This window comes from Variovorax paradoxus (assembly GCF_902712855.1).
GTDB classification, from domain to species: Bacteria; Pseudomonadota; Gammaproteobacteria; order Burkholderiales; family Burkholderiaceae_C; genus Variovorax; species Variovorax paradoxus_Q.
Window position 1 is genome coordinate 581765 of record NZ_LR743507.1, and the last position, 13848, is coordinate 595612.

Sequence of the window (13848 nt, forward strand, 5' to 3'; positions counted from 1 at the left end):
CCTCAGTCGAGCAGCAGTGCCATCAGGTGGTCGTCGATGTAGTCGGCGTCGCCGGCGCGCTTGTAGAACTTGCGCAGCGTGCCTTCGCGCTCGAAGCCCAGCTTCTCGTAGAAGCGCAGCGCGGGTGCGTTGTCGCTTTCGGCGAAGAGCTCGATGCGCTTCACGCCGGCCGCCTTCAGTGCGTCGATGGCTTCGGTCACCATGGCCAGCGCGATGCCCTGGCCATGGAACGCCGGATCGACCGCCAGCGTGCCGAGGCAGGCCACGTGCTGGACGCGGCCCGGATAGCGCGTGGCGCGATAGAACCCCGCGAGCCGGCCGTCGTGCTCGTAGATGTGGAAGCAGCCGCTGTCGACCAGGTCGCGGTAGATGGGGCGGAATTCCTCGAGCGGCATCGGGTCGTAGCCCAGGAAGGGAACGACCTTCTCGTGCATGTAGAGGGCGTGGACGCTGACGAGATCTTCCGGTGTGGCGAGTCTGCGCATGGTGAGGGCTTCGGAACGTGCGAAGCGCAGAGCATAGCGAGGCTCAGGCGAGCAACACTGCGCAGAGCGCCAGCAGCACGGGTTGCGCGCACCAGGCCCAGCGCAGGCGAAGCTTTGCGTCGAGCACCGCACCGATCGACCAGAAGCCGCCGGCCGCCAGCGCCAGCAGGCCCAGTCCTGTGTGGAATGCGAGATCGTCGGCGCGCCACAGGAAAGCCAGCGTCACGCCGACCCAGCACGCGAAGTGAACCGAAGCCGATGCCACCTGCGCGCGCGTCAGCGCCGGCGCGTGGATCTGCATGGCTTCCTCGAGCGAGAACGGCGCATCGGGAAAGCGCGCCGCCACATCCTCGGGCCGCCAGCCCGGCGGCTTGAACCACACCGCGACCTTGTCGCGCCAGTGCTTCGTGTGCCATGCGTCGCGCAGCAGCGGCAGGTACGGACCGACGATCGCGCGCAGCGGATCGAAGCCGGCCATCGCCTTGCGCGTGCCATAGACGCACGGCTCCCTTTCTTCGGCGAAGGTGCCGAACATGCGGTCCCACACCACGAGCATGCCGCCGTAGTTGCGGTCGAGATAGCCGTCGTTCACCGCGTGGTGCACGCGATGGTTGGAGGGCGAGGAGAACACGCGGTCGAACCAGCCGAGCTTGCCGATGTGCTCGGTGTGGATCCAGAACTGGTAGACCAGCACGATCAGCCCCGCCAGGCCGAACTGCTCGGGCGGCACGCCCACCACGGCCATCGGCAGGTAGAAGGCCCAGCCCAGGAAGGCCACCGTGCTTTCCTGCCTCAGCGCGGTGGAGAAGTTGAACTGCTGGCTCTGGTGATGCACCGCGTGCGCGGCCCAGAACACGGCCGACTCGTGGCCCGCGCGGTGCAGCCAGTAGTCGAAGAAATCGAACAGCAGCACAGCCAGCACCCAGCCGATGGCGCTGTCCCAGAAATCGGGGCGGGTCCAGATCGCGACCAGCGGGTAGACCATCGCATAGAGGCCGATCTGGAACAGCTGCGTGCACACAGCGAGCGCCTGGCTCAGGAGGCCCTGGCTCAGGCTGCCGAGCGTGTCGCTGAAGCGGTAGGTGTTGCGCCGCCTGAGCCAGCCCCAGGCGAACTCGCACGCCATGAGCAGCGCGAACACGGGCACGACGAGAACGACCAGCCGATGCACCGTGTTCTTTTTTCAGCAAGCCTTCAGCGGATCTTCAGTCCTGCACCGCGGCACCGGCCACGATCACCGCGTTGGTGCCGCCGAACGCGAACGAATTGGACAGCGCATAGCGGATGCCCCTGGCCTCGCGCGCCTCGCCCCGGACGAAGTCGAGGTCGAAGGCGGCATCGGGCGTCTGCAGGTTCGCGATGGGTGGCAACGTTTCGCGTGCCAGCGCGCGCAGCGTGGCGATGAGTTCGATCGCGCCGCCCCCGCCGAGCACATGGCCATGGATGGCCTTGGTGGCGCTGACCGGCACGGCGTTGCCGAACACCTCGCGGATCGATGCGGCTTCTGCGGCGTCGCCTGCCGAGGTGGCGGTGCCGTGCGCGTTGATGTGGCCGATGTCCGAGGCTTCGATGCCGGCGTCGCGCAGGGCGGCGCGCATCGCACGCACCTGGCCCGCGGTGTCGGGGTTGGTGATGTGCGTGCCGTCGCAGTTGGTCGCGTAGCCCGCGAGCACGAAGGGCGCGGGCTGCGCGCCGCGTGCCTCGGCATGCGCCTGCGATTCGAGCACCAGCGCGGCCGCGCCTTCGCCGATGGCAAAGCCCGCGCGGTCGCCCGAGAACGGACGGCAAGCTGCAGAAGGCGCGTCGGCAGGCGGCGGCGCCATCACGCGCATCGCGTTCCAGCTGGCGAGCACGCCGGGCGTGAGCATGGCGTCATGGCCGCCCACGATGGCCACGTCGATCCAGCCGCCGCGGATGGCGCGCATCGCCTCGCCGATGGCCACGGCCGAGGACGCGCAGGCGCATGCGTACGCTATGGCCGATCCGCGCGCGCCGAAGTGCAGGGCCAGTTCCGCCACCGCGGCATTGGGCATCACGGTGAGCACCGTGGTCGGGCGCATGCGGCGCTGCTCGCCGTAGAGCACGCTCGTGGTGTTGTCGAAAGTGCCCGCGCCCGCGAGGCCGCTGCCCCAGAAGATGCCGAGCCGGTCGCGGTCGATGCCGTCGAGCTCGAGACCGGCGTCGGAGGCCGCGTCCTGCGCGGCGGCCAGCGACATGGCCGTGCCGCGGTCCAGCGGCAGGCGCGAGGTGCTGCGCACGCCGTTCGAATCGAATTCGCAGGCGGCGACGGCGAGCTGCACCGTGTCCATGCCCTTGATCTCGAGCGCCTGCACGCGCACAGCCGAGCGGCCTGCGAACAGCGCATCGTCGAAGGCCTCGACGGTGCGGCCGATGGGCGTGACGAAGCCGATGCCGCTCACGCGCACCGGTGCTGCAGCAGCGCGCGCGGCCGAGGCGGCGAGGACGGCGTGGGCGGCACCGCTGCTCATGCGACGGCTTCGGCAGGTTCTGCCGTGGCGTTCGCGGCACTGCCGTCGCTCTCGGCGTCGATCACCTCGCACAGGCGCTGCAGCGTGATGCCCGCTTCGCGCGGGTCGAGGCGGTCTTCGGGAATGCGCAGGTGGAATGCGTCCTCCACGGCAAAGACGAATTCCATCAGCGCGAGCGAGTCGAGGCCGAGATCGGACAGCGCGGTCGCCGGCGAGATGGCCGAACGCTCGACGCGGAAGTCGGCCTCGAGGATGGCGGCGATGCTGTTGAAGGTCGGGGAGGTCAGGACGGAAGAAGACATGGCGATGCTTTCCTTTCAGGCGTGGTCGAACCGGACGGTTCAGGCGTACAACGGGTGCTCGGGCATCGTGCCGTGCGCCAGCGCATCGGCGAACGACACCGTCTCGCGCACGACCTGCTGACGGTCGTTGTCTATCGAGATCATGTGATAGCTGTTGGCGACCACGACCGCGCGGAACGCGCGGCAGCGCAGTCCGCGCGCGAGGATGCCGAGGTTGGCGACGCTGGCCACCTCGTCCTGCTGGGCATGCAGTGCGAGCACGTTGTCGCACTGCACGTTGCCGAGGTTGCGCCGCACGTGGCGGATGAGCCGGTCGTGCTCGCGCAGGTGGCCCACGCCGATCACCGAGCTGCCGGCGCGCGACACCTTGCGGTGGCGCAGCTCGCGTTCGATCCAGGCGCGCACACGTTCGTTCTTCACGCCATAGGGCGCGCGCTCGCGGTATTGCCAAAAGCGGCCCAGCGGCGTGTAGAAGGCCAGCGGCAGCAGGAACTGCGTGCGGGGAATGGCCCAGCCGTCGAAGCGCAGCGTGGTCGACATCAGGACCAGGGCATCGATCTCGCTGCCGCAGCGGATGGCCGCACCGAGCGCAAGCGACGAGCCGGCCGAGATGCCCACCAGCATCACGCGTTCGTGCTGCGTGCGCAATGCCTTCACCTTCGCCTGGATCGCGTCGAGCCATCGCTCGTAGGGCACGGCATGTTGCAGCGGCGCGGCGGCATCGAACGAGTAGCCCTCGATCGCCAGCGGATGCACCGGGTAGCCGCGGCTGCGCAGCGCGGACTGCACGGTCAGCAACTCGTCAGGCGTGCTGCATAAACCATGCAGCAGGACCACCGCGGTGCCTTGCACCTCGGGTGGCACCATGCTCAGGAGATCGGAGGGATCGCGTGCACTCATCGCGTGGCACGGGCCATGAAAGTGGCCCGTGTTTCGTGTGGCTGTCGTATGCTCATGCCGCGTTTATCGCTTGGAGCGACTGACCGGCCGCTGACCCGTCGATCGCAATGGCAGACCCCTCCAACCATTCCAAAAAACACCATGCGAATCCTGCTTGTCGAAGACGACGCCGTGCTGCGCGACGTGATGCTGCGCAGCCTTGCGGATGCCGGCCATCGCGTCGACGTGTCGACCAACGTCGAGGACGCCGACCACCTGTGGCGCGTGCAACCCTTCGATGCCGTGCTGCTCGACCTCAACCTTCCCGCCACCGCCAGCCCCACCAGCGGACTGGCCAGCGGCCTCACCGCGTTGCGCCAGGCCCGTGCGCGCGGCGACCGCACGCCGGTGCTCGTGCTCACCGCGCGCGGCCGCACCGAGGAGCGCATCGCCGGCCTCGACGCGGGCGCCGACGACTACCTGGGCAAACCCTTCGACCTGGCCGAGGTGGAGGCGCGCCTGCGCGCGCTGGTGCGCCGTGCCAAGGGCACCGAGGACATCGTGCTGCTCGGCCAGCTCAAGCTCGACCGCAAGGCACGCCGTTTCTCCACGGCGAGCGGCCCGCTCGACCTGCCCGCGCGCGAGTTCGAGGTGCTGTGGGAACTCATGAGCCCGCCGGGGCGCACGGTGAGCAAGCGGGCGCTGTCCGACAAGCTCTCGAGCTTCGACGAATCGCTGGGCGACAACGCGCTCGAGGCCTTCATCTCTCGCCTGCGCAAGAAGCTGCAGGGCTCGGGCGCGAGCATCCGCACGTTGCGCGGCATCGGCTACCTGCTCGAAGCCGAGGTGTGATCCGCGCGTGACCGATCAGACGAAAGAACCGCTCCAGCAGCCGCCGAAGCTGCGACAGGCACCGTCGCTCACGCGGCGCGTGCTGCGCAACGTGCTGGTGCCCCTGGCGCTCACGTGGATGGTGGGCGCCGTCATCGCGCTGGTCATCGCCAACTACTTTTCCGAGCAGGCCTTCGACCGCGGCATGCTCGACGACGCGTATGCGCTGTCGGCCAACGTGCAGGCGGGCGAGCGCGGCATCGAGCTCCTGCTGACGCCGCGCGAAGTGGCGACGGTGCTGTTCGACCAGGTCGACAAGGTGTACTTCGCGGTGCAGCGGCTCGATGGCACGCTCATCTCGGGCCAGTCCGGCCTGCAGGCGCCGCTGCCTGCGGACGGTGCGCGCTACCGCTTCGCAGACATCAATTACGAGGGCAGCGCGCTGCGTGCCGTGGTGCTCGAGCATGACGCCGAGCCCGACATCAGCATGCCCTACCGCGTGATCATCGCGCAGACCACCCTGAGCCGGACCGCGCTGGTGCGCCAGTTGCTGGGCTATGCGCTGGCACCGCAGATCGTGCTGCTGATCCTGCTGGCGGTCTGGCTCTGGTACGGCATCCGCAGCGACCTGCGGCCGCTCGGCGAACTGCAGCGCGCGCTCGACCGGCGCGACGTGCACGACCTGTCGCCGGTGGCCGTGGTCGAGACCTCGCGTGAACTGCAGCGCCTGGGCAATGCGGTCAATTCGCTGTTCGAGCGCCTCGGCCAGAGCGTGCAGGCGCAGCGCGAGTTCGTGGGCAACGTGGCACACGAGCTGCGCACGCCGCTCGCCGGCATCCGTGCACTGGCCGAGTACGGGCTGGCACAGCACGACACGTCCGTGTGGCGCGAGCAGCTTGCGCGCGTGTCGGAGCGGCAGGCCCGCGCGAGCCACCTGATCGACCAGCTGCTGGCGCTGGCGCTCGCCGAGGAAGCGCGCACGGGACTGGAACGCGTGCCGGTTCAGCTCGACGTGCTGGCCGAGCAGACCGTGCTGCGGCATCTCGCGAAGGCCGATGCGCGCGGGGTCGACCTCGGTGCGCGCGGTCTCGACGAAGGCGTGGTCGTGCTGGCCAACGAGGCGCTGGTCGAGGGCATCCTCGACAACCTGATCGACAACGCGCTGCGCTATGGCGGACGCACCATCACCGTCGAACTGTCGGGCCGCACGCTGAGCGTGATCGACGACGGGCCCGGTATTCCGATCGAGGCGCGCCGTGCGCTGATGCAACGTTGGGCGCAAGGTCCGGAAGGGCAGAAGCTGGGGCAGGGCGCGGGGCTGGGGCTGTCGATCGTGTCGCGCTATGCGGAGTTGCTCGGCGCGGAGCTGAGGCTGGAAGCCGCGGAGCCGACGGGCTTGCGCGTGAGCGTGGCGTTCGGGCGGGCGGCGTAGGTCGGCGGCTTGCTCCTTCCCCTTCTGGGGAACGTCGGATGGGACACGACAAGACGGTGCGCCGCGATTGGACGCCGTCGTGCCATCCATCGCTTCCGTGCTCCTCGGAAAGGGCGAGACGAGGGAACGCTACAGCGCCGTGCCTTGATGAAACACCATGCGCCACCGGCCTTGCCGGCGTTTCCACAGCGAACTGCGCAGCGAATCCGCGGCCGGCCGTTCAGGCGTGGCCTCGCGGTGGGCGCGATAGGTGACGAGCGCTACGTCGCCCGCCATGCGCAGCACGCGAAAGTCCGACATCGTGCGCGGGGAGAAAGCTTCGTCGCGCAACGCTTCGATGATCGCCGCACGTGTCCACACGGCGCCGGAGACACCGAGCTCGTGGAAGTCCGTGTCGAGCAGTTCCTCGAGCCGCACGGCGCTTGCGCGCACTTCGCGCAGGTGCAGCGCGCCTTCGAGCTTCAACAGCAACGCATCGAGGTCTTCGTCCGGCACCGATTCGTAGAGTTCGAGAGGAAGGCCGTCGGGATCGGCAAGGAAGGTGAAGCGGCGGCCGGTGAATTCATCGGTGCGCAAAGGCTCGACCGCAATGCCCTTTGCCGCGAGCTCGTCGGCAGCAGCCTGCACGTCATCCACCTCGAACGAGAGGTGACGCAGCCCCTGGGCTTCGGGCCGAGTCGGACGTGGCGGTGCGCCGGGAAACGAGAAGAGCTCGATTTGTGAACCATCGGGCAATGCCAGGTCGAGCTTGTGCGAATCCCTTGTGGCGCGGTAGTTTTCGGCGATCACCCGCAGCCCCATGACCTCGGTGTAGAAGCGCTTCGACACCGTGTAGTCGGCGCAGATGATCGCGACATGATGGATGCGCTCGAGCTGCATCGCCGTACCTTACAGCAAGGGTTTGCGAAGGTACACGCGAACGCGGCCGTCGAGCGACTCGCGCTTGTATTCGACATAGCCGATGCGCCGGTAGAGCGCCAGGTTCTCAGTCATCTTCTCGTTGGTGAAGAGGTAGATCGAATCATGGCCTTGCCGCAGGGCCTCGCGCTCGGCCAGCTCGAGCAGTGCGCGTCCGAGGCCAATGCCCTGGTGCTGCGGCAGCACCGCGATCACGTCGATGAGAAAGCCTTCGTCGGTCACGTCGAGCAGCAGCGTTGCCACGGTCTCGCCACCCACCACCGCGACCCACACCTGCATGCCGGCGATCGCTTCGCCGTAGTCACGCGTCATCGGCCGTGGCGTGACGCCCAGGCGCGGAATGTAGATGCGAAACGCTTCGGCCGCGCAGGCTGCGACGGCCGCCGTGTCGGCTGCAACGGCGCGCCGCAGTGTCCATGGGTGCACGGGATTCGTCGCCATCACTCGAACTCCACCTCGCCTTCGATTTCCACGGGGATGTTGAACGGCAGCTCTGCCATGCCCACTGCGCTGCGCGCGTGAGCGCCGACGTCGGGGCCGAAGAGCTCGAGGATGAGATCGGAGAAACCGTTGATCACCGCAGGCTGCCTGTCGAAGCCAGGTGCACTGGCGACCATGCCGAACACGCGCGTCCATGCGGTGATGCGGTCGAGATCGCCGAGCGCGCGCTGCAGGCTGCCGAGCATCGCCAGCGCCGTGAGTCGCGCGGCGGTGTAGCCCTGCTCGACGCTCAGATCGCGGCCCAGCTTGCCGAGCGGCCCGGCGATCGTGCCATCGGCATTGAGCGGCCCATGCCCGGAGATGAGCGCGCGGCGGCTGGCGATGCGCACGAACTGGAATGGAAGGACGACGCCGGGCGGCGGCGTCACGGGCGGGGGGAGGACGAGGCCCAGGGTGGCGAGGCGGTCGGTGATGCGGGGCATGGTGGTGTCGTTCGAGCGATGGACACCGAGCGTAAGCGGGGAGGGGCCTGGAAGCAATTCGGCGGCGTGTGCCTCAGCGCTCGGAACGGGGTGGCAGCTTGATGTTCGAACCCTCCAACTGGTCGATCCGTCCGAAGACGGTCCCTGCACTCAGGTCGACCTTCTGCCGCGCGGCCTGGGTTCCTTGTGCATTCAGTTTTCCGCCGATGTTGCTGCCTGAAATTTCGAGGTCGGCAATGCGGCCGTTGGAAATGTCGACGCGCACGAGGTTGCTGTTCTTCAGGACGAGTTGCCGCGTGTTGAGGTACGCCGCATCGAGCGAAGGAATCGTCGAATTCGTGATCGTGATCGACTCGTTGACGTTCGAGATCCGGTCGGCGCTCTTGAGCGAGAAACCGCCGGCGATCGTCACAGGTTCGGAATGGAGATCGCCGCCGAAAACGACGGAGTCAACCTCGATGAATCGGATGGCGCCGGCATATGTATCGAAGATCTGCTTGCCGTTGCCGAGAATCTGGCTGTTGCGGATGCGCAGGCTTCGGGCTTTCTTGACGTTGGCGTCGATGTAGCCAGCCTTCACTGTCTCGATCAGGACATCGCCTTTGACGATGGCACTGCGCAGCTTCATTGTCTCCAGGACGGTGTCTTGTATTTTGAGCGACTGCATATCGCTCGCAGCCATGTTGAAGCTGCCGCGCAGCGTCGAGTTCCTGATTTCGACAGCTGCCGATTCATGGCCAGGGCCGCTGTTGGCTGCGCTGTCCGTCCATATGCCCACGTCTTGTGTTTCGCATCTGTCCAATACGAGCTTTGTGTAGCCGGCAAGATCGAACCACTTCGCTTTGCAGTCGACGAAGGTGACGTCGCCCCTGCTGCCTATGCCACCCCAATTGTTGGGTTCGGGGTCCGTTCCGATGAAGGCGCAGGATTCGAAATGAACATTGGAACTTCCCCTGACGTCGATTACGTTGCTTCGTCCTCCTGCTTGACAACGTACAAACCGAACAGATGTCGCTATGCCCCAATTGATGATTGCTGCGAAGCGACAATTCTCGAAGATGCAGTGCGCTAGTTCGCTCAGCTTGATCTCATAGCCGCCCATGAAATCGCAGTTGATGAATCGAATGTTGCGCCATGCAACACTGTGGAAGTTGACGCCGCTGATCTCGGCAGCATCGACTATCAACTGTGAATTTCCCATCTCCTTTTGCCGCCGCGCCGGGTCCAGCAAGTAGTCGCAGGTCTTGCCGAACGATCGGATGTTTTTCTTTGGGCTCATGGAATGGCTGGAGGAGTGACATGAGACCGTTGCAAACGCAGCGGCTGTGAATAGAAGAGAACGACGATTCATTGCGTTTCTTCGGGCTCATTTTTTGTCGTCGGGATTGATGGCCTCTTGTGGCTGCACGTACCCGTTGTCCTTGTAGTTTTCCGCCAGAAACTTCCAATCGGGCACTTCCCCTTGCTCCATTGCCGGCCTTCGAAAGAACCAGGTGGACGTTCCTGTTGCTCCGTAGTCCGTCTCGCCACCCTTGCGCACTGTCCAAAAGACGCCGATCTCCAAAGGAAAAAACCATGAGTCTGTGCAGTCCATGTCCTTGGTCCAGTCGTTCTTTCCGAACTTTGGCTGCCGGAGCAGCACTTCGCAGAATGCCTGTGCAGTGACCGTACCTTTGCCAAGAGCGCCGATCAGCACGGCGTGATCTTCAGTCTTGAAGGTGATGAAGGATGCCTTGGCGTTTGCCTCGAAAGCGGGTGTCAAAAGATGCCATTGCTTCGTCACTTGCTTTTCCTGGTCTCTCCCGCTTTCGAACACCCAGAACCTGATGCTTGAGATGCACTGGAGTCTGGCCACTGTCGCGCTCATCTCCACCGGCACTCTCCATTTCTGCTGGATCAACTGCGTCGGTACGAAGCTCAGAGGCGTCTCGATGTTCTTCTCGGGATGCCGGCTCATCACCGCCATATAGTCCAGCGCCACTGCAAGGCGCGGCTTCTCGTTCAATGGGGCCCCGGCGCTTCGGCTCGAACGCTGTGTCTTGACCTGGGTGATGATTCCGGTGGCCGGATCGAGCAAGGTGCCGGAGGGCGGTCGCAAGGTCCAGTTGTCGAGTTCTCCGTTGAGGTTCTGCTTGCCGACCGGGCCGCCGCAACTGCTGACGATGAAGCGCGTGCGCTGGCGTGCCGGGGCCTTCACTGTCTCATTGCGGATGCCGGGGTCCACGGCGCTGGTGACCTGGATCATGCGGGCGCCGCTCGCCGGTTGGCACCATGCGACCTCGTAGACGCCGCTGCGGTGGCTGTGGCCGCTGAAGTGCCAGTCCACGCCCGTTTCGGGAGTGGCGTTGGCGATCGTGCCGCCGTCGGCGCAGACGAGGCGTTCGAAGTAGGCGTCCTGGTTGATTTCGCAGGTGCCGGTGTTGACGTGGTTGAAGCCGGGTTGTCCGCGCAAGGGTGCGCCCAGTGGACTGCTCGATGGAATGAACCGTGCCTGCGTCGGTGCGGTGGAATAGGGCAGCGGCTCGTCGTAGTTGATGATGGTGAAGTGCGTCGCCACGGTGAGGCTGGCGCCCGGGCTTGCACGCTTGTGGATTTGCGCCTGGCCCAGCAACTGCAGCTGCTTGCGGCTGAACGATTGGGTGGCACGTGGCAGGATGCCCGTGCCCTGCCGATCGGTCGTGGTGACCGCCACGCCGCTCATCGTCAGATTCTTGAAGTTCTCGCCCTGTCCCCAGCCGAGCGCCGCGATCACCTGCGTGGCAGGACTGGGCCGGTCGGGTTCGACGCCCAGCGCGATCAACACGTCCTCGAGCGGTGTGAAGAGCGTGTAGAACCAGTCGTAGTTTTCGGTGCGGTAGTTGTTGCCTGTCAGCGCCTGTGCATAGGTGGGGCCGTACGCCAGCGTGGCCTCGTAGATGGTCATGTTGTGGTCGGCCGCGATGCCTTCGTTGGCCTTGTTGTTGTGCCATTGGCTGGCGCTGTCGAAGTCCCTGTAGGTCGCTGCCAGGTCCTGTATGCCGAGGCCCTTGTTGCTGTTCACCACCCGCCGCCCGAGCTCGGCCGGAGCGCCGATGCTGCTGACCGATTGCTGGCCACCGTGGCGTGTGCGAACGGTCGTCGTGGGAGTGAAGCCCCGTTCCCTGCCCCAGCTGCGCGTGTCCAGCGTGTCGGTGGTGTCTTCGAGCACGCCCATGGCACCGCCCCAGTCGTTGATGCGCGGGCTGATGCCATAGGGCACGGTGTACGCCTCGTGGTTGCCGCTGGTCATGAACACGGGCAGCTTGAGTTCGTTGTAGGCATAGCGCACCAGGCTGAAGGCGAGCATGTCGTCCTGCCCGCGTGGGTACAGCCCGCGGGTGTTGAAGTTGTTCAGCACGTTGAACTTCTTCCACTGCTCGCCGATGGTGTCGCCGACCAGCCTGGGATCGATGTTGCGCGTGAAATCGATCAGGTCGCCGGTCAAGAGAAGCAATGTGTCGGGCTTTCGGGCGCGACCGATGCCATCGAAGAGTTCCTTGAGCGCGTTGAAGCTGTTGCAGACGCGCGCTCCGACCGCGGGCCGGTCGAAACGGCTGTCGTCTTCGATGATGCGCGCGGGCGATTTGGCCAGTGCGCTGTGTCGCACATTGATGTGCACATCGCTCAGGTGGCCGAGCTTCAATGGCGTGTTCGAGGGCAATCGGATGACCGGGTGCCAGGCCGCCAGGCGTTGCGAAGCATCCAGCACCAGCGAGCGGGTCTTCCGTGCCGTCTGCACGACGTCGTATTCCACGAGGCTGGTCTCGCTGCCGCGAGGCGCGTGGCCGGTGTTCGTGGGTTGGTGGCGGTAGCGCGGGTCATCGACCTGGGCTGCGAGGAATGATTCGACGAGCAGGTCCTGCGAGTGCACGGTAGCGGCTTTACACAGCGTGGGCAGGCTCTTCTTCTGTTGTGCGGTGGGTTCGACCATCCACGCGAAGCTCATGAAGGCGTCGGACTTCGGCTGCACGGCCAGCTTGTCGATGTCGAGTTCGACCTCGTAGACATGTCCGCCCTTGAAACCCGATGCGGTATAGGCGCCGGCTGCCTGTGGACTGAGGGTGGCGAACACCTCGCCCTTCTGGTTGTAGATGAGCGCGCCGGCTTCGAATTTCGCAACGCGCCAGACCTTGATGGCCCCTTGGGCCTTGACACAGTCGGGGCCATCGCCGGTGAGGCCGCCGACGCGAACATCGGTTTCAGGCTTGGTGCCCTTCATGCCGACCAGGCGCAAGTGGCGCGCCACGGTGGCCGCGGCGGTCTTCGCCTCGTCGCCATCCATCGGCATGACTCCCGATCGCTGGTCCTGCGTGGTCCGCCGGCCATCGTTGTTGGCCACGCCGAGCGATGCCGTCGCGATGAAGAGGCTGCACTTCTTCTGGGCAGGCGCGATCAGCATCGGCGTGCCGAGGCTGGGGTAGAGGATCACGGCGACCTGCTGCGCGGGGACGCTGCAGTCGCACACCGATGCACCGGTCTTGGGTTCGTTGGCCATGGTCTAGAGCGTTGCGGAGCTGCAAGCGGAGCTGCAAGCGGAGAAGCTGGCGGGTTGGTCGAGGGATGCCAGGAGCACATCGGCCTGCGCGTCGCAGAGGCGGACGAGCATGGCGTCGCGGTCTTGCGCCCACTCCTGCTGCACCGCCCGGGGTACACGGGCCAGGACCTCGCGAAGCTCCAGAGGCTCGTTCGCACGCGGCAAGATTTCGAGAAAGCCAGGGTGGGCGTGGAAGCGGGCGTGCCTGAGCAGTGCCTGGTGGCAGGCTTGTGCCTTGTTGCTCCAGCCCGCGAAACCTGCGCGGTGGATGAAGGCCAACGCAGCCTGCGCGATCTGCCTGCGAAGCAATGGATGAACCTGCTCCAGCAGCATGGCATCGGTCGGATTCGATGCCTCGAGCTCTTCGGCCAGCAGTGCAACGAGGAGATGGGCTTCACCCACCTTGTCCATGGCCCGAGCCCACTCGGGCGCCAGTTCGATCGCGTCGCGGCGTGGCGCAGTCTCGATGTCGGCGTCGCCGTTGGCGTGCCGAAGTTGTGCGTCGCCATCCCAGCCGGCCCACCAGTCGAGCGGCTGCATGAACTGGCTCTGCACTGAAGCGGGCCAGTGCGCCAGCATGTCGAAGCCGACACGTGGATCGAAGTAGCGCAGCAGCACGGGCGAGCCATCGGCCAAGGTGCCGGACAGGAAGCCGCGCAGATGCTCGCACAGCCGGGGCAGGCGCATCGGACTGCACATGAGCGTCAGCGCCTGCGACGCGGCATGTTGAGCGAGCGACCTGCGCAGGGCTTCGGACCCGGAGAGCGGGATCTCGATCAGCCATGGGCCGATGTCGGCCATCTCGGCTTCGGGCGTCTGCATGAACAGGCGCTCGAACGACAGTCCGTATGCCGCGACCATGCTGGCGATCACACCCTCATCACATTGCCCCGTGCTGACGAGCGCGTAGCAGTGGGTGGCTGGCCTCGCGCCATCGTTGAAGAGCAATTGGTCGATGCGATGCCGCGTGCATCGGCGCAGCATGGCATCGAGCCTGGCACTGGCGGCCGACAGGAGGTTCTCGTTCTGCATTGCGT

General features: G+C 65.9%; 13 protein-coding genes. 2 read left to right on the top strand and 11 right to left on the bottom strand.

Annotated features, from left to right (window positions below):
• Positions 1-2: 2 nt before the first annotated feature.
• The 5 genes from AACL56_RS02750 to AACL56_RS02770 are packed head-to-tail and all read right to left on the bottom strand — an operon-like array spanning position 3 to position 4176.
• Positions 3-617 (bottom strand): GNAT family N-acetyltransferase, encoded by a 615-nt coding sequence (locus AACL56_RS02750; protein ID WP_339088301.1) that lies wholly within the window; start codon positions 615-617, stop codon positions 3-5.
• Positions 529-1656 (bottom strand): sterol desaturase family protein, encoded by a 1128-nt coding sequence (locus AACL56_RS02755; protein WP_339088302.1) that lies wholly within the window; start codon positions 1654-1656, stop codon positions 529-531. Before AACL56_RS02755 ends, AACL56_RS02750 begins: the two co-directional genes overlap by 89 nt.
• Before the next feature lie 34 nt (positions 1657-1690).
• Positions 1691-2974, bottom strand: a complete 1284-nt coding sequence (locus AACL56_RS02760; RefSeq protein ID WP_339088303.1) for a beta-ketoacyl-[acyl-carrier-protein] synthase family protein — start codon at positions 2972-2974, stop codon at positions 1691-1693.
• Positions 2971-3276: a phosphopantetheine-binding protein gene (locus AACL56_RS02765; protein ID WP_339088304.1), complete on the bottom strand. Its 306-nt coding sequence runs from the start codon at positions 3274-3276 to the stop codon at positions 2971-2973. The genes AACL56_RS02760 and AACL56_RS02765 overlap by 4 nt, the downstream gene beginning before the upstream one ends.
• A 39-nt stretch (positions 3277-3315) precedes the next feature.
• On the bottom strand, positions 3316-4176 hold the full coding sequence (locus AACL56_RS02770; protein WP_339088305.1) for an alpha/beta hydrolase: 861 nt from the start codon (positions 4174-4176) through the stop codon (positions 3316-3318).
• Positions 4177-4317: 141 nt separating this feature from the next.
• Between AACL56_RS02770 and AACL56_RS02775 the strand changes: the two genes are divergently transcribed.
• Both AACL56_RS02775 and AACL56_RS02780 read left to right on the top strand, forming a co-directional pair.
• Positions 4318-5007: a response regulator transcription factor gene (locus AACL56_RS02775; RefSeq protein WP_339088306.1), complete on the top strand. Its 690-nt coding sequence runs from the start codon at positions 4318-4320 to the stop codon at positions 5005-5007.
• Between the two features lie 7 nt (positions 5008-5014).
• Positions 5015-6418 (top strand): sensor histidine kinase, encoded by a 1404-nt coding sequence (locus AACL56_RS02780; protein ID WP_339088307.1) that lies wholly within the window; start codon positions 5015-5017, stop codon positions 6416-6418.
• A 129-nt stretch (positions 6419-6547) separates the two neighbouring features.
• Here AACL56_RS02780 and gloA2 read toward each other — a convergent pair whose 3' ends face one another.
• The 6 genes from gloA2 to AACL56_RS02810 form a co-directional block, all read right to left on the bottom strand.
• Entirely contained in the window at positions 6548-7297 is a 750-nt protein-coding gene (gene gloA2, locus AACL56_RS02785) for an SMU1112c/YaeR family gloxylase I-like metalloprotein (RefSeq protein ID WP_339088308.1), read from the bottom strand.
• A 9-nt stretch (positions 7298-7306) separates the two neighbouring features.
• Positions 7307-7777 (bottom strand): GNAT family N-acetyltransferase, encoded by a 471-nt coding sequence (locus AACL56_RS02790; RefSeq protein ID WP_339088309.1) that lies wholly within the window; start codon positions 7775-7777, stop codon positions 7307-7309.
• Positions 7777-8259, bottom strand: a complete 483-nt coding sequence (locus AACL56_RS02795) for a RidA family protein (protein ID WP_339088310.1) — start codon at positions 8257-8259, stop codon at positions 7777-7779. The genes AACL56_RS02790 and AACL56_RS02795 overlap by 1 nt, the downstream gene beginning before the upstream one ends.
• Before the next feature lie 73 nt (positions 8260-8332).
• Positions 8333-9538, bottom strand: a complete 1206-nt coding sequence (locus tag AACL56_RS02800) for a hypothetical protein (protein WP_339088311.1) — start codon at positions 9536-9538, stop codon at positions 8333-8335.
• An 87-nt stretch (positions 9539-9625) separates the two neighbouring features.
• Positions 9626-12772, bottom strand: coding sequence for a metallophosphoesterase (locus AACL56_RS02805; protein WP_339088312.1), 3147 nt, complete (start codon positions 12770-12772; stop codon positions 9626-9628).
• Positions 12773-12775: 3 nt separating this feature from the next.
• A complete protein-coding gene (locus tag AACL56_RS02810) occupies positions 12776-13843 on the bottom strand; it encodes a DUF4123 domain-containing protein (protein WP_339088313.1) in 1068 nt (355 codons plus the stop codon).
• Positions 13844-13848: the final 5 nt, after the last annotated feature.